General features: G+C 37.2%; 18 protein-coding genes. 1 reads left to right on the forward strand and 17 read right to left on the reverse strand.

The window, feature by feature from the left end; genetic code table 11:
• Positions 1–16: 16 nt before the first annotated feature.
• From WC614_08435 to WC614_08450, 4 genes are all read right to left on the reverse strand, one after another.
• Positions 17–748 carry a hypothetical protein gene (locus WC614_08435; protein ID MFA5033032.1) on the reverse strand — a complete coding sequence of 244 codons (732 nt, stop codon included), beginning with the start codon at positions 746–748 and terminating at the stop codon, positions 17–19.
• The gene (locus tag WC614_08440; protein MFA5033033.1) at positions 720–1,883 is read right to left on the reverse strand and encodes a radical SAM protein; all 1,164 of its coding nucleotides are present in this window, start codon (positions 1,881–1,883) and stop codon (positions 720–722) included. The genes WC614_08435 and WC614_08440 overlap by 29 nt, the downstream gene beginning before the upstream one ends.
• Before the next feature lie 2 nt (positions 1,884–1,885).
• Positions 1,886–3,184, reverse strand: coding sequence for a radical SAM protein (locus tag WC614_08445; GenBank protein ID MFA5033034.1), 1,299 nt, complete (start codon positions 3,182–3,184; stop codon positions 1,886–1,888).
• 143 nt (positions 3,185–3,327) lie between these two features.
• Positions 3,328–3,465, reverse strand: coding sequence for a hypothetical protein (locus WC614_08450; GenBank protein MFA5033035.1), 138 nt, complete (start codon positions 3,463–3,465; stop codon positions 3,328–3,330).
• Between the two features lie 486 nt (positions 3,466–3,951).
• Here WC614_08450 and WC614_08455 point away from each other — a divergent pair, with 486 nt between their 5' ends.
• A complete protein-coding gene (locus WC614_08455; protein MFA5033036.1) occupies positions 3,952–4,596 on the forward strand; it encodes a hypothetical protein in 645 nt (214 codons plus the stop codon).
• Positions 4,597–4,680: 84 nt separating this feature from the next.
• Here WC614_08455 and WC614_08460 read toward each other — a convergent pair whose 3' ends face one another.
• The 13 genes from WC614_08460 to WC614_08520 form a co-directional block, all read right to left on the reverse strand.
• Complete coding sequence (locus tag WC614_08460; protein MFA5033037.1) at positions 4,681–5,991, reverse strand: hypothetical protein; 1,311 nt, start codon at positions 5,989–5,991, stop codon at positions 4,681–4,683.
• A 1,058-nt stretch (positions 5,992–7,049) separates the two neighbouring features.
• Positions 7,050–9,344: a T9SS type A sorting domain-containing protein gene (locus WC614_08465; protein ID MFA5033038.1), complete on the reverse strand. Its 2,295-nt coding sequence runs from the start codon at positions 9,342–9,344 to the stop codon at positions 7,050–7,052.
• A gap of 1,044 nt (positions 9,345–10,388) precedes the next feature.
• Positions 10,389–10,751, reverse strand: a complete 363-nt coding sequence (locus WC614_08470; GenBank protein MFA5033039.1) for a hypothetical protein — start codon at positions 10,749–10,751, stop codon at positions 10,389–10,391.
• A gap of 37 nt (positions 10,752–10,788) precedes the next feature.
• Positions 10,789–11,574: a hypothetical protein gene (locus WC614_08475; GenBank protein MFA5033040.1), complete on the reverse strand. Its 786-nt coding sequence runs from the start codon at positions 11,572–11,574 to the stop codon at positions 10,789–10,791.
• 456 nt (positions 11,575–12,030) lie between these two features.
• Positions 12,031–12,639 (reverse strand): hypothetical protein, encoded by a 609-nt coding sequence (locus WC614_08480; protein MFA5033041.1) that lies wholly within the window; start codon positions 12,637–12,639, stop codon positions 12,031–12,033.
• Between the two features lie 10 nt (positions 12,640–12,649).
• Entirely contained in the window at positions 12,650–12,886 is a 237-nt protein-coding gene (locus WC614_08485) for a hypothetical protein (protein ID MFA5033042.1), read from the reverse strand.
• Positions 12,887–12,973: 87 nt separating this feature from the next.
• Positions 12,974–14,923, reverse strand: a complete 1,950-nt coding sequence (locus WC614_08490; GenBank protein MFA5033043.1) for a carbohydrate binding family 9 domain-containing protein — start codon at positions 14,921–14,923, stop codon at positions 12,974–12,976.
• Positions 14,924–15,081: 158 nt separating this feature from the next.
• On the reverse strand, positions 15,082–15,894 hold the full coding sequence (locus WC614_08495; protein MFA5033044.1) for a response regulator: 813 nt from the start codon (positions 15,892–15,894) through the stop codon (positions 15,082–15,084).
• Between the two features lie 243 nt (positions 15,895–16,137).
• Positions 16,138–17,664 carry a glycosyltransferase family 39 protein gene (locus WC614_08500; GenBank protein MFA5033045.1) on the reverse strand — a complete coding sequence of 509 codons (1,527 nt, stop codon included), beginning with the start codon at positions 17,662–17,664 and terminating at the stop codon, positions 16,138–16,140.
• A complete protein-coding gene (locus WC614_08505) occupies positions 17,625–19,235 on the reverse strand; it encodes an NAD(P)/FAD-dependent oxidoreductase (GenBank protein MFA5033046.1) in 1,611 nt (536 codons plus the stop codon). Before WC614_08505 ends, WC614_08500 begins: the two co-directional genes overlap by 40 nt.
• Before the next feature lie 440 nt (positions 19,236–19,675).
• A complete protein-coding gene (locus tag WC614_08510) occupies positions 19,676–20,449 on the reverse strand; it encodes a DNA-binding response regulator (GenBank protein MFA5033047.1) in 774 nt (257 codons plus the stop codon).
• A gap of 355 nt (positions 20,450–20,804) precedes the next feature.
• The gene (locus WC614_08515) at positions 20,805–21,653 is read right to left on the reverse strand and encodes a response regulator (protein ID MFA5033048.1); all 849 of its coding nucleotides are present in this window, start codon (positions 21,651–21,653) and stop codon (positions 20,805–20,807) included.
• Positions 21,629–23,872: a PAS domain S-box protein gene (locus tag WC614_08520; protein ID MFA5033049.1), complete on the reverse strand. Its 2,244-nt coding sequence runs from the start codon at positions 23,870–23,872 to the stop codon at positions 21,629–21,631. Before WC614_08520 ends, WC614_08515 begins: the two co-directional genes overlap by 25 nt.
• Positions 23,873–23,965 lie beyond the last annotated feature (93 nt).

Genomic DNA, 23,965 nt, shown 5'->3' on the forward strand with positions numbered 1-23,965 from the left:
CTTCATACATACTCAATTAAACAAAGAGATGCTCTATATTCTTTTTGAGATTTTTTCTCCATTTTTCTTCTAGAAAATTACTTTCTTCCCCTATTATTTTAAAAATGTCATATTGTTTACATTTTTCAATAATTTCGAGTATCATTTTTTTTCCATAAAATTTTTCTATGTATTTAACGACGGTCCATCCCCATGAGTAATAGTATATCCTATTTTGAATTATTTCCATTAATGACGGGATATTGTTCGTGGATACTTCTCGAAGAACTAACTCTTTGAATTCATCTTCGTATAACCATTGCTTGGAAAGATATACGGATAAACCTTCTTCAAACCACCTGGGCATATTTTCTTCTCCGCACGAGATAATACGTGTAATTATGTGCGTGACTTCATGTATCATTAAACGTATATATTCGTCTCGTTTATATGTGTAGATAGAATCGTGCTCGTAAGCATTGGGAGATAATAGCAACAAATGAGTCCCTTTTGGTTGGGCTATTCTAGTAAGAGGCGTTTTTCGTATATTTAAACCAAATTCATTACGTAAAGTAAAATTATATTCTTTTCTATTTTCAGCCAATGTCACTACTATCGAAGGTAGTTTCTTTTTTATATTAAAATAAGCTTTGAGTAGTCGTATTCCTTTTAATATTCCTAAACATGTCTCATTAACATATATTTCATCTTTTGCAATATAATTTACTTTTACGTTGCTTTTAATAAAGACTATGTGTTTTTTTAACATTATGTCTCTCTTTTAATTCTTTAATCAATAAGTCTATATCAATCTTCAATCTATCAGAAATATGATTCATTAAATTAACATAAACAGGCAAGTAAGGATCTTCATCTTTATTGTCTAATCTGTTAGGGCATCCTTTTGATTGAAAATAAATAAAACGTGGATCAGAGTTTGAAGACTCATAAATAGTTTTCCCTTTAATTTTTTTATTAAGTAGTGCTATGTTTTCTATATGTTTTTTAATTATGTCTGTAAAATTAATCTCTGCTATATTTCCAATTTTTAGAGCCTCTTTCCGTTGACAACCACTATAAAGTAGTCCATTGGAATCCACTGTTATGAAAGATATACATCCATTTTTTGCAATTTTACAATACCTTGGTGGAAAGTAATTTAACCCGTTTATTATTTCTTGGAATAATAAAATATAAGGAGTTCTTTTGGGGTTCCATATGTCAAATAAATTGCAAAAAAAGTCGCTTAATTCTTTTGTATTCAATATATTATTTTTCAGATAACACATCCCTAAAGCAACTCCATTAATTGGATTTATTTCTTCAAAAAAATTCATAAACGCAGGGTAATCCTTTAAACTGTATTTATTAATTACCATATGAAGCGAGAAAGCTTTACTTTCTTTGTTAACTAAATTTAAATTCTTTCTAAATATTTGATATTTATGAATGCTATCAAATCTTTCTTTGTTGTGATGATAAGTCGGCCCATCACAACTAATTGAAAGAGAAAAACCTAACTTCTCAATCCATTTTATTTTGTTTTTATCCATGTTCATACAGTTTGTTATAACAACGTTTTCGTAATCGAAAAAATTGTCATTTAGTTGTTTCCTTTGCTCCTTTACAATACGATTATAAAATTCAAAAGGAAGAAGTAATGGTTCTCCGCCATGCCAACAGAAATTCACTTTTTTTATTTCAGGTATATTTTTTAATTCTTTGAGCAGCTTAGGAAACCATTGGATAATGGGTAGATTATTATAGGTGCCAGAAGAAATTAATCCATTAGAAGGGAGTAGCTTTTGATCATATTTTTCATGACAATAGTTGCAATTTAAATTACAAATATCATCTATAGGCTTTAAAATTAGATTAATATAATGTGGTATTCTAGCATCCATAATCAAGTTTCCTTTCTCAAGAAAAGATTTGTTAATTCCGGGAAAAAAGAATTTAAATAATCTTCTCTACACAGGACATCTTCAAAATTTTTATTTTTAATATATCTATTAAAGTAACAACCCGTTTCACATATTGGCAAATAAGGACAATTCTTTTGAGCACAGTTTTTATCAATCAATTTAAATATAAGTTCGCGATTCTTTTTTTTCGTTAACGTAGTTAGTGATGTTTTATGTATATTTCCAACCTTAAAATCTTTAATATTGTATGCAGTATCACAATTTATTATATCTCCATTTGTGTCGATCATATAACAGTTTTCAGAAGTAAACATACAAGGAGGTTGAAAAGCTGATTTTAAACTGATCCTAAAACCCCTTTCATGCCCAATCCTTGCAAATCGAGTAAATACTTTTCCTAATTTTTTATTATTATACTCAAAACATTCTGAATTTGAATCCATATTAGTAATTGTTTCTTGCAAGGCTTCTATGCCTATAATGTAATCTTTTTTAATTTTTTGCTTTTCTAAATCATTTAGAAACTCTTTGAAATCTTTTACGTTAGAACTTTTTTTACTAATATTATATTTTACTTTTAAATTGAAGTGGTCCTGAAAAGTTTTGAGATTATTCAGAATTATGTCATAAGTTTTAGGTCTTGTTAAATTATGAATTTTCCTAGGACCATCAAAGGTTACCTGCATACTTTGTAGACCACTTTTTATCAATTTATTTATTATATCCCCGTTTATTTCTAGTCCGTTTGTTACCATTATTGAACGCATTTTTAATGAATACTGCTTACATGTTTCTTTTACAGTACTTAATAAAACACAAGATAATTCCGGACAGATTATAGGATCTCCACCAAATAATATTAAAATTATTTCTTCTGTTTTTTGAGAAGAGGTTTCCAGGTACTCTCTAACCCAATTCCCAAATTGTTTTATTGTTTCAATGGAAGTATTTTGTCTTTCAATATGGTTTTGAAAACAATATTTACATCGTAAACCACAATTTGTGGTAACAGTGAAATAAAATAATAATTTTTTATTCTCACTATCTTTAAAGTTAAAGTAATTTTTTGCATTAGTAATATAGTTGTCCGATTCTACGAGTAACTTATGCATAGATAATTTATTAGCTAATTCATCATTTTTATTTGCTGCATATACAATTTTATTCCACCGTTCACGAAATGTATATACCTCATTAGTTACTAAATTATGAACAATTGATGAACTATTATCTTTTCCACATGGTAAAACAATATTAAACGGAGAACTATAATAACCCATTGTTATCCCCTCTTACTAAAAAAATGTAAAAAGAACCTGCCGAAAAAACTCAAAAACATTACTGCCTAAAAAATCTATAGGTAATCCCCTGACAACCCCAAAATTAAGGCAGTCAAGGGACTACCTCCTATATAGAAACTATTTTAGGCTTGAGGACGGGATGTATTTATTAGCACACGACAACATTCATCCCACGCTACTCTTCTTTCGATCTGTGCTTTATCAAGCTCTTCGGAAACCATATCTAACAAATTAATCATTTCGGGTTTCTTTATTTCCATCTTATCTCACCTCCTTTTATTTTGCAAGTTTTTTCTCACCTTACTTTTTCCAATAGCGTTCACTTTAAATGTATGTCAAGAGGATTGCAAGAAAAATTCATAGTAATATTCTCAGATTTCTAGTAAAAAATTAACATTTTAAAGATTCCATTTTTCCCTGAAATGTCTAATTTTGTTAAGCCTTTTCGGGGAAAAATCCGATTTGTCCCCAAAAATCAGAATAAGTCCAAAAGGCATATAGGACGATGATTAAACAGGAATTATAAACCCCACTTTGCGGGATACTAGTCCCTCCGGCAACAAACTCCGGACAATCCAACTCCGGCTACGTCGGAGCAAAGAGGTTCCCTTCTGTCGAAATATCGTAGGGGCGAATGTCGAAGATCCCGCTAAGGCGGTGAGCAATTCGCCCGTTCTGTTTCCCTAATTAACATAAGAATAAAAAATGTTGACTAAAAAGAATGCTTGATTAATTAATAGATAACGATGATAATTTTTTGGTTTATGTTGGCGGGGTTGCAACCCACAGTTTGCGACAGCAATATCCTCAAGGAATGGGAGATGTCCCACTCGCTTCCATCTTACGAATTAACTCAAGTCCTTGATTACTCAAAACCGTTCAAAGAACCCGACCTTACTAAACCTCCATTGAACAAGAGAAAAGTCGCATACGAAATTTTAGCCGGATTCGGAGTAGGAATTCCCGCCGCCGCTGCAACATTTTTCGGGTTAGGCTATGCAATAAGCGGCCAAAATCCGCTTCATATGGAAGGAGAACCGGAAGCAGTTTGTTTTACAGGTGTAATAGCTGTTTTTGGTGGATTTTGTGCATACGTTTATGGAAGCGCTCTCGGGGTTTATTGGGTTGGCACTAGTGGTAACGAAACAGGCTCGCTTAATGACGCTTATTGGGGAAGTCTTTTGGGAACGTTTTTATGTTGGATGTGTCCTGTAGGAGCGGCAATAGGTTTTAATATGAGTCGAAAATATAAGACGGTAGAGGGCAGCTCTTTAATTGATATCAAAGACGGACGGTTGAGTTCGGGCTTGCCGGAAATATATTTAAGACAAAGTATGAACGATGATGAAGCTTTAGGCAGGAGTATGGATTTGGTAAGAATACGGTTTTAGGAAAAGTGAGCTTTAGCGATTAGCGCGCCTCCGGAGAAGCGCCCTCTCCCACGTTTTCCAATCCTTTAGGAGTTTGTGCTTTTCTTACTGTATCCCCAACTTATTATGCCATCCCTTTTCTAACTCATCTATTGTTTTACCATATGTTTTCTTGAAAATCAGGTTTAATTGGGAATAAATCTGAGCGGGATGTGCATATTTATATATAAACTTGAATTTTTCTATTCCATACTCATCAAGTAAATACTTAACAAACGACCCGGCTAATGGATAAGTTATCGTATCCCCTATTTGATAAAATGTTTTGTTATCCGTAAGGTCCCTGATACTTATTTCTTTGTCTTTTAGTATAGAAGCAGCAAGTGTGTGAATCGGTTTCCCTTGCCGCGCTCCAACCATTGTTTCGGCTAATCCCTCGGAAAACAACTCTAATCTTGCTTGCCTGGAATGATGACTAATCATATACGCAATGCAATGAGTAAGTTCGTGTTTCACGCTTGCTTTTGCCTTGTCGGAATATAGCGCAAATATTTGAAGATCTCGGTTTGCGGAATTAAGCGTAGTCCCTTTCCCAAACCACTCATCTGCCTCTTCTTGTGAAGAGAAAAAGAAATATTCTATCTTGACGGGAACACTTACCCCTAAAAAATCACAAATTTCTTTATATGCTTTCTCGTGCTCGGATATGACTTTTTCTATATCTCGCTTAGCAGGAGACCCTTGCGTGCAAAAAATTCTCAGATGGTCTGATTCCCTGACTTGCCATTTATTTCCGATTGCCAATAAAAACCGTTTTCTCCTTTCAATATATTCTTTAAATTCCTTGTCCTCACATTTTTCCGAAAGAGAATCCAATTCTTTTATTGCGATTTTTGTATCTCCTAATTTTCCGTATGCATAAGAAATTGTGTTATGATATTGAACTTTTTCACGAGAGGATAAACTGTCCTTGTATAATTCCAGTATTCTTTTAATTGTTTCCAATTCACTTTGGTAATCGTAAAGACAAAGAGAATATGTATAATAAAGAAAATTATAAACCTTATATGCCATGGCATTAGCCGGATATTTCTTTAACATTTCTTTACCCTCTTGAACTGCCTTTCGATAGTTCTCGCGCCCCATAAGGTTATTAACTTGAACACTCATTATTCCAAGATAAGCTTCGGGCGCTCTCTCGCTTTCAGGATATTCTTTAATAATAGTTTTCAATATCTCTATTGTCTTCAAATATTTGAGGGTGTCTGCTTCTGTAAATGCCTCTTGCCGCAACTGCTCTGCTTCTTTAAATAAACTATCCGCATTTTTATTCCCCTGCCCCACAACTACTGAGGAAACGAATAAAAGGAAAAAAGGTAATACTATTTCTTTACATCTACTTCTTTGTATATTCATAATTATGTTCCCCCTTAAAGTACTTAATTTATATCGCGCTTTGCTAATGTCAAGAAAATTTCCTGGCCCCTCAGGATAGAAATCCCTCCCACAAAAGATTCTGGGTAATCCCGCCAGAAGCGGGAAGTCGCCCGTTCTGGTATTGGTTGAGCGATAGCGAAATCCGCCGTAGGCGGGGTAGGTCGGGGGCAACTGCCCCCGACGAAATAAAAAATGTAGGCACAACTTGCCTGACGGCAGTCAGGATTTAATGGGACATCTGGAACATCGCGCCTCCTTGGCGGTGATTGTGCTTTGTTCCCCTTTTGTTGAAATATCGTGCAAACCTCCTTCCGGAGATGCTTCCTACCCGTTAAACTCAGGATAAAGAAAGCCCTTCTGCTCCAGCAGAAGGGCTTTGATTTGTTATCTGCGTCTATCCGTGTCAGTTACTTAGAGTTTATTCTGTTAGGAATATTACTCTAAGTTACCCCGCTCAGCGGGGCATCCGTGTCCATCTGTGTTTATCATTTCACCAATGTCAGGGATGAACTACTTAGAGTTCACCCTTTCATTTCATCAATATCAGTTTCTCTGTTACTATCTATTACAGTTTTTACTATCCGTTTTTTCTAAATTCTTTCGCCCATTCTTTATGTCCGCAGCTTGGGCAACGAAGGAGTTTTTTACCGGGGAGGTGAGGGCTGAGGAAATCTTTTGACAGAGATATTTTAAAAATAAAACCACATTTAGGGCATTTATAAACGTGTGTTTTAGCGTGCCATATTATGAGTGGAAGCAAAACGATTACTACAATTAAAAACTCAATTATCCATTCTTGCATTGCTTTACGAAAAAATTATATTAGAAAATCCATATTGTCAAGAAAATAGGACAGATTATAATCTGTCTCTACGTTTTTCTTTCGTGTCCGTTTCCCCTGGGCTCTATTTCACCAATATCAACTTCTTGGTTTCCTTATACTCCCCCGCTCTCACCCTCACAAAATATAGCAGACTCTTGTCCCGATTTATCGGGACTTAGAGGTCGCTATCCAGCTCCGCTGGACACCCCGCTCATTATTTCACCAAAATTAACTTCCTCGTTATATTATGTTCACCCGCTTTTAATGTAACAAAATACACCCCGTTCTTTTTCACTTTCGGCGTAAACTCATAATCCCCTTTACTTAATATTCCACTATATACAACCTCTTTCATCCTTCCACTTAAATCGTAAATCGTTATTAGTGTATTAGGGCAATAGTCATTAGGAACGGACAGACAAATCTTATCCTTTATTATCTTCAATTCCACATTCCCCAATCCCTGCCTACCGGTCAGGCAGGCAAAATCCGCAATTGAAGGTTCTTCCACCGCCGTCAAATTAGTATAAAGCTTTACGTTAAGATTAATGGCTTCTTCGTTTTCCACTAAATCCTTTGTCGAAAATACCACATACCAGTCATCCTTCGGACAAATAAAACTTACGACCCCCGCATCCACGTTGCTCCCTATCTCAAATGCCTGAAAAGCTGAACCACTCTGGTATTTGGCAAATTCCGTCGCATTGCAGATGAAAAATTCAATGTCCTGCGGCTCGTCCGTATAATACCCGTACCTCTGCCAGCACGTCCGCGCACTCCCATTGTTGAACTCGTTCGCAAATATTGCCTTCCCACGCACTATCTCCTGCGGAATATCAAAATTTACGTCTATCTTGTAATACCTTGTCGGGTCACCCAAAGTCCCCTGTGATGCCTGTACCTTCGGTTGATCCCCCGTAAGATTGCAATTCCAGGTGTACTGCTGTCCCACACCGGATTTTGTTACCACGCTTACATAACCGGTTGCAGGATTAGTCCCTCTGCTCCCCGCGCTTACACTTGCATAATATTGTATGTTCTCGCCTATCTGAAAATCTACCATGCCGTCAGAATCCGTATACTTTTTATCGCTAACACCGATTGGGTCCCCGCTGTAATGCACAGTGTAAACATACACCCTCGCCCCGTCTACCGGAAGCCCGCTCTTGTCTTTTACCGCTACTGTCAAAGTGCTGTGCTGACTGTATGTCGGCGTCACGTTCCACGTATAACCGTCCCCGCGCCAGGCAAATAAAATTCGAAACTCCCAGCCGTCGGCTTCGTAATGAGCCGTCGAATTAACGTAAGTGTTTATCGGCTCCCATCCGTGCCAACCCGTGTCATACCACTCATTCCATGTGTGGTCTCTCGTTAAGTCGTACGGAGTCGCCATAGGAATTAACGCGCTTCTGCCCGCCGCGCTTAAAATACAGGCATGCTCACCGCAACGTCCCCTGTGTAAATGATAAATACGATTCGGCTGCCACGGCCTTTCGTTATTCCACACATCACCATCGCTCGCCGCAAATACCATTATCTCCCTTATCCAGTCCGTTAGCTTCCCAACCGCGCCGTTATTACTCGATACGTCAATCTTATTGTTGTATAAAATTTTTTCGCCTGATAACCTCGTCCTTAATATCGGAGAAACCGTCCCCGCATTTATCGTCTTCGAAGGACCATACTCGCTCGTTACCGTCTTCTCCGCGGTATCCGGATAATTAAATAAATGCTCTCTCCAGAACTTTCCCGTCGGAGGCGCCGCCTCTCCCAACCCCATAGCGCCCATATCCGCTATGCGCGGATTTACATAAACAGGAGCCTCATTCGTGTTTACGGGATGAACTACGTTCCAGTAATACGTTTCATACGGAATTTCCACTTCCGTCGTGTCACTCCCGTTGTTCGCTACCTTGTACTTTGCCGTCGTATAATCCGCATACTCTACAAGCCTTACGTAATCAAGCACGCTGTCGGCTTTGTAAATATATTTTGCGTTGTCCGTAAACATCGTAGGACTGTTTTTGTGATGCTCAAGTATCGCAGAATCAACAGTAGCAATCACAAACGCTACCTCATCCTTCCACAAAACAGGACTGCTTATGATTAAATTCGCATAAATGTTTTGCGTGCTTGAACTTAAACGCGCAAGATTATCCAATAACTGCATCTGTAACCAACCGGGCACCGCATTAATCGCCTGTAACGCCGTGGAAGTCAGGTTCCCGTCAGCCGAAAAAGGTGTCAATCCTGAAGCGTTGGCTTTCACGTAATACTGACTGTTGTTCTTTATCCTGCCGCTGAACGAGTGGGAATCCGTTTGCACCCAGTTATCTGCCGTTTTCGAAACTTTCGAAACAATTTTGTTCTTCCCGGGCCGGGGAATGTTCCCGACAATCACTTCTTTTGACACGTCGCCGGTTAACTTCATTTCGCCCATCGGCTCAAGAGCATCGGAAGTAACGCTCGCAGAGGAAACTTTCAAAAATACAAAAAGTAATCCTATCATATCCCCCCCTATTTTATTCTATATTAAAAGCTGTAATCTTATAATCTATCCAAACTCTCGAAAATCAAACCACTTTGTATGGGATTATCCTTATTATAGTGTATGAATTCTTATCGCCTGTTTGTCAACCACAAAACTTATTTTTATCAATTTTTTTCCCCTCCCCGTCGAAACGAAGCGAAGATCTCGCCGTCGAAGCGAAGCGGAGATCCCGCCGTAGGCGGAGCCGGTTTTCTCTCTTGTATAAAATGTAGTGCTCCGTCTTTCTGTCCCCCTGAGCCGGTTTTCTCTCTTGTATAAAATGTAGGCACAACTTGCCTGACGGCAGTCAGGATTTCAAATGGAATATCTGGAACATCCCGCCTTGGCGGTGATTGTGCTCTGTTCCACTTTTGTTGGAATATTGTAGGGGCTATCTTTTATCTCTTGTCAATCTTAGCAAGTCCCTGTTAAAATAAATCTGTTGTTTCTTTTCTTGTGTTAATCTTTCTTAATCTGTGCGCAAAATTCCCTTCTGTTTTAATTTTTTAATCCAAGTGTTTTCTGTGTTATTTTGTGATTACTTAGAGTTTACGACATAGGAGCATTACTCTAAGTTATCCAGCTCTGCTGGAATTTATGCGTCCAAAAATTCCTTCCGTTATTTGTTATCCTGTTAATCCTGTCTATTTTTTTGTATTTCGTTTTCCGTTCTCCGTTTTCGTGTTTTTCGGTAGTGTTGTCATTCTGAGCGACTTGTCCTGAGCGCAGTCGAAGGAAGACGAAGAATCTCTCTGTGATTATTTCTTTCTGTCTTCTGTTTTTTTTATCTGTGTTTATTTGCGTTTATCCCTGCCCGCCGTTCAGACTATTTATTGGAGTTACTTGATAGGAGGGCCTGCCCGCCGTTCAGACTATTTATTTGTTCCTGCCTGTTTACCTGCCGTTAGGCCTGCCCGCCGTTCAGACTATTTATTGGAGTTACTTGATAGGAGGGCATGGCCCGCCGTTCTGTTTGGAGGGTGCGTCCAAAAATTCTTTCCGTTTTTTGTTTTCCGTTCTTTTTTACAGATGAAAATCCAATGTTACGGTTTCGTTAGGACCTACACTATCCCATTGAAAAGAAGACCACGTACCGGTGCTATTCTTTGCGCGAACTTTGAACGGCATATTAAAAGCATGGGAAGTATCGCTGACGTATTCAAAACGATATTGTCCAATTGAATCTGTTAAAACAGTATCTATGTATTTTTTTGTTGTAGTGTCTTCATATGCCCAATGAGTCATTTCTACGGAGTCTCCCGCTATCTCCGCGCCCCCAAAGTATACAGTCCCTTGAAGAGTATAATTATCATATCTTGAAGCAGGTTCCTTCCCGCATCCGGTTATCAACACTCCCAAAACTACTATCAATAAATATTTCTTCATTTTTCCTCCCCCTTATTTTTTCATATATTTTATTAATTTAAATAGTGCCTAATTCAGAGAGTGTAAGCAAATTAAGCCCGAATCCGAAGGAAATGTAAAAAGATTTTCGTCCATCTGTTTTCATTGAAAATCCTGTTTCTCCTTCTCCAAAAAATAAGGTTTTATTTTTAGAGTTTGCCCCGGTTAATCTGCATTGCAAATAATAAGTATTCATTTTAAATGTAGGGAGATTGCTGAAAAAATACCCACCTTTAAAAAAAAGCATTCCACCAACTAAATATCTATCATATATGCAAGAAATTCCACACATAGTTCCGGTCTCTCTTATCTCTTCTCGGTAAGCCTCTTTTGCACCCCTGTGTTTTTTAGATATGTATTCGTTATTCCAACAAAATCCTATTTCAGGTACAACTTGAAATGGCAAACTAGAAGGCAATGTATGTACTCCTATCGTTAATGGTATATATGTAGCTCCAAATGCATATGAGGTATCTAAACTTGTGTCTGATGGTACTGGATTTTTTGAAACATCATACCATTTTTTATCATAAACAAATCTTATATCTACTATAGAATAACCATATTCCAATTTAAATCCTGCACACAAACAACCATTCCTTTTATCTAAGAAAACAGAATCAACAAAAGGGTGATTTTTGGCTTTTGCAAGATTTTCATAAATACCAAAACCAAAATTGCCGGACAGAAATAATCCCGATGGAATATTTTCCCTGGACTTAGCAAATCCGTTATTTCCCAAAAAAATAAGAATTATTACCGGAATGAAATGCTTTTTCACTGTCCCCCATAAGTCTTTGTCCATAAAACATTCGGCGCACCTGCAAATACATTTGTTCCCAATAATATCCCTATAAATAATATGGGTAGCTGGGAGCACGTGCTCCCACCTCTACCCTGTTTTTCGTTCTCTATTTCATCAACACTAACTTCCTCGTTTCTTTATAATTTCCTGCTGCAAACTTCACGAAATATATTTCTGTTTCTGTGTTAATCTGGTATTAATCTTTTTCATTTACGGTAGTATCGTTATTATTTATTTTTTTCATTTTTTATTATCGTCTAACCAATCACCGGCGCGGTATAGTTTTGTGCCAACCCCAATATAGGCATTACCAAAATTCCTAAACAAAAGAATATTTTTTTACTCATAAGTCCCTCCCTGTTTAAAATGCTATTATTTATGATTTTCATATCTATCTATCAAACTTATCATCCAGCTAGTCCCAGAATTTATAGTTTTTACTCTTTTGCTGCCGTATCATCGCCATTTTCCATAAGATAATTTATCAGTTTCAAATAATTTCAATACATATTTACGTAATTTATCCCTGAACTTTTTAAAATTTTCCGTATTAAGATATGCTTCGTATGCTTTTTTTATATCCTCGGTTAGTAAGTTGTTTTTATATAATTCATTCCATTTCCCTTTTTCAGGCGCTCCAAAGTGTGTTAAAATTATAAGGGTATCTTGACTTGTCCAATCTAATTTAATTGTATCGCCTTCCTTCGGACTCATTAATGCACAAACGAAACGTTCAAGTGCCTTTGTAGCAGTATCTCCTTGGTCCATTATTGTCAATGCCCATTCCTGTCCCTCAAGTTCATTCCAAGAAACGCATTTTGAAAAAATTACTTTTTCTTCCGTTGCAGCCACAAACAACGTCTGGAAATCCTTACCACCTGCATCATTCATTATTTGTCCAACTTCAATAATAGTATCGGAGGGTATCTCTCCAACATAGCCACCCTCCCTATATAAACCAATCTTGTGATTAATTGAATTGTTAATATATACCGGGTGAACAAAAAAACACCCCATCAACAAAAAAACAAATAAGAATATAAATAATTTTAATACTCTTTTCATTATTCTCCTCCTATCTCCTATGGTCTATTATCCACGATTCCCAGTTTGCATCAATTTCCAATTGGATTAGATCGTGATTAAGTCCTGCTCCAAGTCCCTGTGTAATATAAGCAGGAATAAATAAAGGTCCAAGACTACCATATTGCGATACGTGAGCACTTTCGTGTGGCAAAATCCCCAGTTCAATCTGTCCAGGACATACGAAAATAAAACTTCCAAAAGTGATTCCTCCCATATCGTGTTTCATACCCGGAGGAAATTGTTTTGTTTTATACAACTTTCAGATTTCAGAGTTCCTGTATCCGTAAAATTATTATTTGTTATATCGTTCATTTTAAAACGCCAGCTTCGAAAGCTTCTCCACCGCCACTCCAAATTGATAATAAATTTTTGCCTCAAGTACGTAATCTTTTCTCGTTAAATCTTCCCTGTTTATGTTTCTTGTTTCTCCATACGCTACGGAGAAATATCCTTCCGGTTTAAACCTATACCTCAACACCCCATTCGTAGAAACCAAATCCGTTTCCTTCCCTTTTTCACTAAATATACGGAACGAAACTTTCTCGCCCGCCCTTCCGCTTAACCCCAAATCCACACTCACCGAATCCCCATTTAAATGCAGCACCGAAACTTCAAAATCAGGCGCTACTTTCCCAAAAAAACTTAACCTGCCCGCCAAGCAGACCTTCTCCGGCCAGGGAAGATACGAAACCCTCACCATCGGCGCCCAGTTGTCTTTATTATATCCTATAAAATATGTTTTATTATCATATAAACTTGAATGATTATCGTTTTCCTGCCATCCCCATACTCCGCCCTCAATCCCGTTTTTCAACAATAAACAAATTCCCGCGCTTGAAGTGTCCTTATTATACGAAAAAGACGGCGTGATTTTATATATGATTTTACTCATTCGTAAATTGTAATTTCCCATTACCCAGTAATCCTGCCCGCTGTCCGGAAACATCCCCATATTCGCCCTGAATTTCGGACTAACGTTCACATACCCAGCACCTACCGAAAATAACGGCGTCTCTCTTGAAACGTTGCAATAAAATAACGACGGCGCTTTCTCGCCTAAATTCCAGGAATACTGGAACTCCGGTCTGATCTCTCTCGGCAAAGAAAAATCCAACTGCGTGCTCATTACCCTGTTGGTATCCACTTTTAAGTCATACCACGATACGCTCGACCCCCTGAAAAATTCCCTCTCTATGCAAAGGAAAGAATAATTTTGTTCCGGCTTCATCGTGTTTACATTTAAATAAGCCGCATCATATTCTCTTGCTTTCCCCGATATCCTGTACGCATATTTTATGCTGTCCATTACTCTCGTATTAATTAAAGGATACGGCGAAAAAAGAAAAGTACGGTTCTCAACGAGAATATTCCTTTCCTCGGGAATCGTCAGCACTTCTTCTTTTGTGGGAGTTATTAAAACTTTATTCTGGTTTACGTCGTAATAATTCGGGTCCGTATACAGGCTAAATCCAAGGTCCATAAGAGTAAGAACCGTTCTTTTTATGTCCCCGCCGATGTTCTTTTTTTCTCCTCTTATTGCGCCATAAGGCATAATCGTAAGCGGTGACGACGGAACCGGTTTTTCCTTAAAAATGAATTCCCCTGTTTTGGAAACGCGATAAGGATTCGCTCCCGTATAACTCCATACGCTCCATTCCGATTCGGGCAAATCTTCATAATCCACTCTCACAAAATTTGCGCCCCATTTGTATCCGCTTTCCGTGTTGAAATGCAAATTGTTAAACGGAATCGCAAACTCGGCAGTCCATCCCGTATCACTTACGGAAACTCCCGAATACCAGATTTCGTCCCACTGCGTATCAATCACGTTGCCGTCTTTTGAAATCTTTGCCTCCGTTTTTACGTTCAGGGGATTTACTGCAAAAAGGTACGCTTTGTTTTTATCATTGTATGTATCAAGAATTATCATTGCCTGGTCGTTCATTCCAAGAATGTCTTCCTTGACAACTCCCGCTACGGGTTTTCTATTCTGCTTCGGGCAGTAAAAAGATACGAATAAAGTTTTGGAATCCCGGATTACTTTTACTATTGTCTTTGTTGTTGACGCTTTCCCGCAAAAAGGAGCCGTCTGGACAAAACTCGAACAGACAGATGCTTCATCCCAACATTCATCATTAAGTTTTCCGTCAATCACAGGGGCAACGGATACTTTTTCCACCTTTATTTTCAAGCGCTGCTCCTCGGCTAAAGAGTCACTGTTTTGAACGCTTAAACAAGTAAACATTAATACTATAAAGTTCATTCGTTTCCTTTCGGCTTAAAAAATAAGTATGTTATTTTGTAAATTCATTCCGTCAACTAAATAATCTTAAATCCAAATAACAAGAAAACAATATTCAATTATTATGGCAAAAATTATGTGATTAATTTTATTTGGCAAGAAAAATTCATAGTAAAATATTAATCTCTCTTGTGCTTTCTTGTTCCCGGGAGGGTCTCGTTGCGATACCGTTTCGGAGAAACTCCTACTAGCCGCTTAAAAACTTTGGAAAAGTAATCCGGCTTTAATCCTACTTCATATGCTACCTGAGAAATGTACGCATTCTTACGCAGTAATAAATTTTTTGCTTTTTCTATCTTGCGCTCGTTTATAAAACTTGATACACTCGTCTTTGTCGTCTCCCCCCATAAAGAAGAAAAATACCCGGGATGCATCCCTCCCGCCGCCGCTATATCCGCTACCGATAATTCCGGATCCCTGTAATGCTTCTCTATATAACGAACCGCTTTCCTTATCCTGAAAGGCAAATCTTCAATATCCCCTATTACACTCGTATCCTCTTGTTTATGCCCGACAAATTTATACTTTATTGCATCAAGTAGTTTTTCCTTCTCCATTGAAATACACTGCTTTTCGAGAACACTGTCAATTTTCCCTAAAACCTCTTTTATGTTCAGGGGTTTCGTGAAGTATCCCGAAACGCCTTTGTTTGCAGCTTGCATCGTGTTCTTAAAAGAAGGATATGCGGTTATTATAATCGCTTCCATATTCGGATGTATTGCTTTAAAATGCGGGATTAATTCCAACCCGTCCGCATCAGGTAAACGAATATCAAGGATAATAATATTGAAAAATTTGTCTTTCAGTTTTGTGAGAGCTTCCTTCCCGGTTAGGGCAATGTCTATCGTGTGCCCTTTTCTTAGTAGTAGTTTTTTCAGCGAAAGACAAAAACTCCTGTTGTCGTCTACGATTAAAATGTTGCTGTGTTTCATAATACGATTTACTTTTTATGGTGACTTTAAATGCACATTAAATTAAAAAAAGTCGTCCGTCAAGGAAATCTTTGAATTAAAAAATATCGCCCCCGGGATGGAAATTCTTGATAACTATCATCAAAAGATTTTCTACCGCTAAAAGCAGGAAATCAAAACATATAGAACACAAAGGATAGATGCAATCCACTCTGAGACGGATTGGAGCGGATGATCCAACCTCCCCATAAATAATTCTAATTGTCACAAACTTAAACGATACCCTGTCGAATCTTTCGCATATAAAAACACCTTCACATTGTAATCCCAGACTTCCCTCTTTAACAACTTTTCCTTGAAGTAAATATCCAGCGGACTGAGCTTAACATACCCTTTTTGCATTATCTCCTTTAACCCGTATTTATCAAGACTGTCCATTGATGCGTTGTCTCTTTTAACTACGTTCCTTTGCCCCCTGTCCCTCACTACAAGCCATATTCTAGAACACGCAGAGTCCTCTATACCGGATTTGATAGAGTAAAAACTTAACGCCGTTAAGTCTAATAAATTTTTTGAATAATATTCAAAACACATATCCGGGGTTAATATCCTGTCCCCGGGAAGCGCCTTGCATTTTATATCCTGAACGATTTCTTTCCACGGGATTATATAATGCGGATTGATAAAATGAGATTTGGTAAAATAATTCCTTAACCCGTAACAGGAAATTAAAACAATAATAATAAAACATCCCATTCGCAAAACCCTGTTCTTTAAATTAAGCATCCCGATACTTATTATCGCATAACATAAAGGAGCGATGAACAACAGTATCCTTGCTATATGCGCTATCGGAACTGCCGGCGTATAACCGGAAGTCAGGAATACTACCATACTAATCGGTAGAACCAGAAGTAAGAAAATAGATAAAAGTCCTACTCTTTTTATACTGTTTATAAAACAAATTAAATATACCAGAACCCCGGGAATTACTACCCATAACTCCAGAGGTAAAATAGTCTCTCCAAAACAAAAATCATACAAAATACAAAACAACTTAACTACCATACTTTTTAACCCGGTTGATAATTCCACGGGAATGTCCTTGTAACAAGCGGTAACTTGCGAAACCGAAATCCCTATAAAAGGACTGAACGCCAACAGAATTACCAGCTGGCTTAAAAACCACTTTTTCAAAAACAGGAGATTTCTCTTCCTGAAAAGCACGTATAAATTTTCTATTATAATAATGGTTGCTCCCGCAAAATACTCGGTATAAAAAAGAGCTGCCGTTACAAGAGTGTAAAATATTTTACTCTTTATGTCGTCCTTCTCAAAAAAGTTCCGGAAAAAATACAAAGAAGAAATGCTGAGCAAACCCGTTAACGAATAGTATCGTCCCATTCTCGAAAAAAGGATAAAAAACGGCGAAAGCGATAACAATAAAATACTCAAACAAGCAGTCTTTTTGTCCGTAACTCTGGATATTAATTTGTAACTTACAAAAACTGTACCTATTGCACACAATGAAGAAAACGACCTTAACCCGGCTTCGCTTATCCCGAAAATCTTAGTCCATAAATACGCAAAAATATAATATAAACAAGGATGCCCGCCCTCATAAAAATGTTTTATCTTGCGCGTTATTACCTCTACTACCCCAGCTTCATCTCCCCAGAAACACAAAAAAGATAACCGTATGAATAAAAGCGAAAACGCAATTAATAAAATACCCCAGGGAATGTATCGCTTTACTTTTCCTGGTATTCCTGCTCCGTATTTACATTCCATATGTTGTCTTTCCCCTTTGCCCCTTTTATTATATTTTCAACCGCAACTATCGCCGAAAGCATCGAATGATCCTGGTTGTTATACCTGTGCATTCCATTCCTTCCTATTAAAAACAAATTCTCAAATCCGTTCAAGTAGTTTTTTATCGCGTCTATTTTATTATATGTTCCCGAATAAACAGGATAAGCTTTTGGCATTCTTATGACAATTTTATCCAGTATATCTTCTTCATATATAATGTCCAATTTTAATAATTCTTCTTTTGCAAAACTAACGGTCTTCTCGTCATCGCTATTCCAGAATTCATCCCCTTCATTACAGAAATATTCCATTCCCAGCCAGACTTTTGTCATATCCTTTATCATATAAGGACTCCAGTTGTTATAAATTTGAAGCCGCCCCGCCTGGACTTCCGGCTCCTGTATGTATATCCAATTGTCCGGGATTATATCGTTAATGGTTTTAATTTTGGTATCGTTTTTGATTTTCATTTTGTTAAGCAAAAATCCTACTACGACAATGCTGCGATAAGTCAACCCCTGAGAGGTCTCTCTTATCTCCTGCGGGATATCACTCTTTCCCATTCCTTCTATTAACTCCTTTACGGACATAGTCGAAAAAACAAAATCTCCTTCTATAGTATTTGTGTTTCCCGTAATGGTATCTTTGATTTTAACACCGGTTATTTTATTTTTTTCACGGGTAATCCCGATAACTTTTTGATTTTTATGAACTTCTCCGCCTGCCATTGTTATTATGTTTGCTACTTCTTCCCACAGTTGCCCGGGACCATATTTCGGATAAATATATTGTCTTATCAATGATGTTTCTTTATTTTTTTGTTCAAGGTTTTTGTTCCCGGACAGTGAATTTCTAATGGCATCTCTCAGAACTTCCTTTACCGAAACGCCTTTTATTCGCTGCATTCCCCATTCGGGCTTTAATTCTTTACAGGAAATTCCCCATACCTTTTCCGTATAATTCTTAAAAAAAGCCAGGTATAATTCTTTCCCGAAACGGTTGATAAAAAAATCTTCCAGAGAGTTTTCCGGTTTGATTGGAAACATTATGGACTTTAAATAACTGAACCCGAATTTCGCCATAGTAAGAATGCCTAGTTTTGACACCATATCTTTATTTAGACTTAACGGGTAATCATAAAACTTTCTTAAAAATATTATTCGCGAAATGCGGTTTCGTATTAACATCACTTTATCTTCTTTTTCCGGGTCAGGAGCTTTTATTTTTGAGACAGTGCTGTCTTTGATTTTTCTTGAAAATGCTTCCTGCGGGAAACCGGAAACTCTTTTTAAAATCAAGTCGTCTTTTGCGGGAGCACCCTGTAAGGGGAAAATGTTTTGCCACCAGTCCATTATTATTTTTGACTTGGAAAAAAAACGATGCCCGCCAATGTCTATCCTGTTCCCTTTGTAATTTACGGTCTTTGAAATCCCGCCGATGTCGTTGCTTTGCTCAAAAATAATGGGCTTGATATTTGTTTTGTCCAGTAGTTCATACGCCGCAGTCAGACCCGCCGGACCTGCACCGATGATTAGCGCAGTTTTATCCATAGAGTTTTAGAATAAGCAAATAATAAGAAAGTGTCAACGACAATCTTATTGGGGAAACACTCTCTTGAAATCTTTTTATTGGGTAGAACGGGGCTTCTTGTCCGCCATTCTGCTTGCCTGCACACCGTCTGTTTGGAGGGGAGGATAATGCCCTGAATATTTTGCGGGGAAGTTTGACGCCCACCCCAGCTCAAATTGGTTTCGCGCTAATTCGTGTTTATTCTCGAATATTCTACCTGTTATCTCCGGAATCGTTTTATTTTATCTCGTATAATCTCTTGCTTGAGTGCCTTAGCTTGAAGGACTATACATTCTCTGTTTTCGTGTCTTTCTGTCATCCTGAGTGTAGCGAACTTGTCCGCCAGTGTGTTTGGAGGAGGATCTCTCTGTGCCTATCCGACCGGCAGACAGGTGCGGTTACTTGGATTTTGTTTTTCCGTTCACCGTTGAGAAGAGTTCCTATATTGATTCGGGGATACGCCTACTTTGGTTTTAAAAAGCCTGCAAAAATGTTTATGTGTCAAGCCTAACTTGTGTGCTATCTGTGAAATATACATAGGAGTATTCGTAAGCATTGTTTTGCTTGCTTCTATTTTTAGGTTGTTTATATAATCCGATATGCTTGTATTCATTGTTTTCTTCCACATACGGGAAAAACTTTTACACTGCATTCCGACAGTATCAGCTATTTCTTCCGAAGATAATTTGGTTTTTTTATAATTTTCTTTTATATATTTAATTGCTTTATAAAGTTTAATGTGCGTTTTTATTGCTTTTGTCTCATCTTTTGTTGTTTTTAATTCTGAGAGTGTTTTCTCGGGCAGCAATTTTTTGCTTCGCGTCCTTCCCATTGCTTCATCTATCTTTTCCAGCAGTTCATCCATAATCAAAGGTTTTGTAATGTACGCAAAAACGTTTTTATTCAATGCCCACATTGCGGTTTCCATAGAAGCATACCCGGTTATTATTATTATTACTATGCTTGGCTGCAATTTGATAAATGGAGTTATTAAATCGGCGCCTTCTATGTCAGGTAATTTAATATCCAGTAGCGCCAGGTTAAAAAAATTATTCTGAATTTTTTCTAAAGCTTTTTCCCCGGATAATGCTATGTCTACTTTATATCCTTTTTTATCGAATATAAGCTTTAAGCTCTTACAGGTACTTTCATCGTCATCAACTATTAAAATACTATTCTTTTTAGTATCGCTCATATCCAACCACCTATTATACCATATACTACCAGAACTTATTTTTTGCAAGTTTTTTGTTTGAAATGTATTTTGCTAATCTGTAATGTTGCATTCTGAGACATAGGTGGGTAGGGAAAGCATACTTGTCCCGCTCCGCCTCAGGCGGATTTGGAGGATATGCGTTCCCTACGATGTGAAGAAATAACTTCCCTGCAATTCAATCCTGTTAATCCTGTCTGAATTTATCTTTTTTTATTTTTATCTGTTCTTTGGAGAGCGGTTTAGTATTTACACGAAACGCTTGGAACTTACCCGACCGAGATAAGTTCCAAGCGCTAAAAACAAACAAATTCTACTTTTTTCCGCCGGAGCGGACTCAGCCTTTGGCTGAGTTTGTTTCCTGGGGCTCCTTTCTTGCCCTATTTTCTCTTTTTATACAATGTGATTTCCTATATTTCATAGGAGTTTGCTGTATTCGAGACTTAAATACTATACAAAAATATTCTTTTGAAAACCCGATTTTTTTAGCTACTTGTGAAATAGGCAAATCCGTCTTCATTAACAAACTTATCGCTTTTTCTATGCGGAGATTATTTAAGAAATCTTTCGGGCTTAACTCCATATATGATTTCCATAAACGAGAAAGACTTTTAATGTTCATTCCCACCGCAGAAGCGATATCTTTTATGCCAAGATGAGGATTCTTGTAATTTTGTTTTATATATTTAATGGAAGTGTAAAGCTTATACGGTATTTTTAGGTTTTCTATTTTTTCCTTTTCTTTCAGTAATTCCTTTTTTGTTTGTTTGTATTTTATTAATTTACGGTATTCCGTTTCCAAAAAACTTTGCTTTTCCTGCTTTGTCAGCAACTCTTTTATTTTATCCAGCAATTCATAAATATTGATAGGTTTTGTAATGTAAGCGTTTGCGCCTTCATTTATTGCTCGCATTGCAGTTTTCAAAGATGCATACGCAGTAATTACGATTATTGCTATTCCCGGGTTTGTTTTCCGGAAAGAACTTATTAATTCAACTCCTTCTATATCGGGAAGTTTTATATCAAGCACTGCCGCATTAAATGATTTTTTTCGCATCTGTTTTATGGCGCTTTCTCCCGAGACAGCCGTATCAACTTTGTATCCTTTCTTATTAAATATTAACTTAAGGCTTTTACAGGTGCCCTCGTCGTCATCAACTATCAAAATGTTGTTTTCTTTTTCCATATTCTCTTAATTATAGGCAGCTTTGCCGTAAAACTACTCCCTTTGTTGACTTTACTTTGCACTCCTATAATCCCCCCATGCTGTTCCACAAAGATCTTGCTAACCGATAACCCGAGCCCGACTCCTTTCGCTCTGGTTGTAAAAAAGGGTTCGAAAATTTTCCCCATATTTTTGTCGGGTATACCTACTCCCGTATCCGTAAAAGAAAAATATAACCATCCCGATCTATGCAATCCGGATTTTATTAATAATTTCCCTCCTTTTGGCATTGACTGTATGGCGTTAATCAGAATGTTTCCAAATACCTGTCTCAGTTGTTCGGGGTCTGCCGGAATGGAAGGTAATTTTTCCCCGAGCTGAATAATGACTTTAATATTTGACGGGACTTTTATATGAAATAATGCCCATTGAACAACCGCGTTAATATCCGTGTTACGTTGGATTGGAGGTCTGGGAGAGGCAAAATGTAATAAACTGTTGATAACCCTTTCGGATGTAGATATTTCTTTTTGTAAAATTTCAAGGGCTTCTTTGATTTCCGGACGGGGCTTTTCAAGGGACATATTAAGAAAATAAACGCTGTTTTTGATAGCCCCAAGCGGGTTCCTTAACTCGTGGGCTATCCCGCCGGACAATTGTCCCATTATGAGAAGCTTTTCCAGTTGCTCCGTTTTCCTTCGCTCGGTGCTGTCTCTAAAAATAGCCATTAAATATTCTTTGCCGGATAACATTATCGGAGATGCGCTAACATCGGCATAAAACGTGCTGCCATTTTTTCTCTTAAATAGAATATCTTTCGTTAATGTAATTTCTTTGTTTACAAGCTTTTCAAATTCTTGAATGGCGTAAGGTAAAAATTTCGGAGGATGAACGTTTTTAACTCCAAGCTTTTTTATTTCTTGTTGGGAATACCCAAGCATTTTACACATCATTTTATTTCCGGCAATAAATTTTTTGGGTTCTATGTCTATTAAAAGTAACCCGTCTATTGCATTTTCAAATATGGTTTTAAACCTTTTTTCCGCTTCCTTTGTTTTGTTCTCTGCTTCTATCCGCTTGCTGATATCTGTCAACACGATAACAATTTTTGTTGAATCATACGGAACGCCTTCCTCTTCTAAAGGCGCTGCTGTTACTTCTACGGGAAAAACAGTGCTATCCTTTTTCACGGCGACATATCTTACTTGCCTGTATTTTTTGCCCGTTCTGAAATCTTCTTTTAACGTGTATTTTATTCCTCTGAATGCCTTGATGTGCTCTTTTTTTGCCAGGAATTCCAGACAACTTTTCCCGATAACGTCCCCTTTCTTAGTATACCCAAACATATAAAGAAGAAAATCGTTAACATCGAGTATTTTAGCATTGGCATCTATTACCATAATTCCGTTAGCTATAGAATTAAACATTGTCCGTATATATATCTCGGACTTCTTTAATTCCTTTTCTGTGCTCTTCCGTTTGGTGATATCCCGCATATCTATGATTATCCCTCTTACCGTGGAATTTTTAAGCAGATTATTCGCAATAACTTCAAAATGCACCCATTCCCCGTTTTTATGCTTAATGCGGAATTCAATAAAACGAGTGCCTCCGGCAGGTTGTTTATCCTTGCGGTTAATTTCTGCGCTGACTTTTGTAAAATCGTCAGGATGAATCAAGAGAGTAACGTTTTTGCCAATGAAAAATTCTTTTTTATACCCGAGTACCTTTTCTACGGAAGGACTTATATACCGGATATTCATTCTGGAATCAAGAATCGTTACTATGTCCGAAAAATTATTTACAAGCACACGAAACTTTTCTTCGCTCTCAACCAATAACTGGTGAGTTATTGTTGATTCCGTCGTATCTACAAAAGAGGCTATCATACATATGGGTTTTCCCATTTTATCTTTAATTATGTTTGCAATATGTTGAACGGTAATCGTTTTCCCGTTTTTCCTTTTTATGTCCATTTGTCCAAATTTGTTTCCTGTATTGTACATATTTTCTAATGATTTATGTGGTATTTTCTTTTTGCCCGTTAACGATGCAATGTTTTTCCCTATGATTTCTTTTTTATCCTTAAGCTCCCACATTTTAAGGAAAGAGTTGTTTGCGTATATAATGTTCCCTTTTGTATCCGCAATTGCAATGGCGGCAACAAAATTGTCTATTGCAATGTCCGCTATGTTAAGTTTCAAACCCTCAACCTTAACATTTGTAAAATGTTTTTTCATAATGGTTTCAGGAAATTATATCCTTATTGTTGTAAGTCAATATAAATTTATTCCCAAAATTTCGCATTTCTTCCCATTTTTGGACAAAAATTT

The sequence above is a fragment of the bacterium genome (assembly GCA_041649255.1).
GTDB lineage: Bacteria > Hydrothermota > UBA3073 > JACQXS01 > JAQTXJ01 > JAQTXJ01.

What these genes read in the sequence shown, in the direction of transcription:
- WC614_08435 (MFA5033032.1), bottom strand. Translation starts at nt 748, where the DNA reads ATGTTAAAAAAACACATAGTCTTTATTAAAAGCAACGTAAAAGTAAAT.
- WC614_08440 (MFA5033033.1), bottom strand. Translation starts at nt 1,883, where the DNA reads ATGGATGCTAGAATACCACATTATATTAATCTAATTTTAAAGCCTATA.
- WC614_08445 (MFA5033034.1), bottom strand. Translation starts at nt 3,184, where the DNA reads ATGGGTTATTATAGTTCTCCGTTTAATATTGTTTTACCATGTGGAAAA.
- WC614_08450 (MFA5033035.1), bottom strand. Translation starts at nt 3,465, where the DNA reads ATGGAAATAAAGAAACCCGAAATGATTAATTTGTTAGATATGGTTTCC.
- WC614_08455 (MFA5033036.1), top strand. Translation starts at nt 3,952, where the DNA reads ATGATAATTTTTTGGTTTATGTTGGCGGGGTTGCAACCCACAGTTTGC.
- WC614_08460 (MFA5033037.1), bottom strand. Translation starts at nt 5,991, where the DNA reads ATGAATATACAAAGAAGTAGATGTAAAGAAATAGTATTACCTTTTTTC.
- WC614_08465 (MFA5033038.1), bottom strand. Translation starts at nt 9,344, where the DNA reads ATGATAGGATTACTTTTTGTATTTTTGAAAGTTTCCTCTGCGAGCGTT.
- WC614_08470 (MFA5033039.1), bottom strand. Translation starts at nt 10,751, where the DNA reads ATGAAGAAATATTTATTGATAGTAGTTTTGGGAGTGTTGATAACCGGA.
- WC614_08475 (MFA5033040.1), bottom strand. Translation starts at nt 11,574, where the DNA reads ATGGACAAAGACTTATGGGGGACAGTGAAAAAGCATTTCATTCCGGTA.
- WC614_08480 (MFA5033041.1), bottom strand. Translation starts at nt 12,639, where the DNA reads ATGAAAAGAGTATTAAAATTATTTATATTCTTATTTGTTTTTTTGTTG.
- WC614_08485 (MFA5033042.1), bottom strand. Translation starts at nt 12,886, where the DNA reads ATGAAACACGATATGGGAGGAATCACTTTTGGAAGTTTTATTTTCGTA.
- WC614_08490 (MFA5033043.1), bottom strand. Translation starts at nt 14,923, where the DNA reads ATGAACTTTATAGTATTAATGTTTACTTGTTTAAGCGTTCAAAACAGT.
- WC614_08495 (MFA5033044.1), bottom strand. Translation starts at nt 15,894, where the DNA reads ATGAAACACAGCAACATTTTAATCGTAGACGACAACAGGAGTTTTTGT.
- WC614_08500 (MFA5033045.1), bottom strand. Translation starts at nt 17,664, where the DNA reads ATGGAATGTAAATACGGAGCAGGAATACCAGGAAAAGTAAAGCGATAC.
- WC614_08505 (MFA5033046.1), bottom strand. Translation starts at nt 19,235, where the DNA reads ATGGATAAAACTGCGCTAATCATCGGTGCAGGTCCGGCGGGTCTGACT.
- WC614_08510 (MFA5033047.1), bottom strand. Translation starts at nt 20,449, where the DNA reads ATGAGCGATACTAAAAAGAATAGTATTTTAATAGTTGATGACGATGAA.
- WC614_08515 (MFA5033048.1), bottom strand. Translation starts at nt 21,653, where the DNA reads ATGGAAAAAGAAAACAACATTTTGATAGTTGATGACGACGAGGGCACC.
- WC614_08520 (MFA5033049.1), bottom strand. Translation starts at nt 23,872, where the DNA reads ATGAAAAAACATTTTACAAATGTTAAGGTTGAGGGTTTGAAACTTAAC.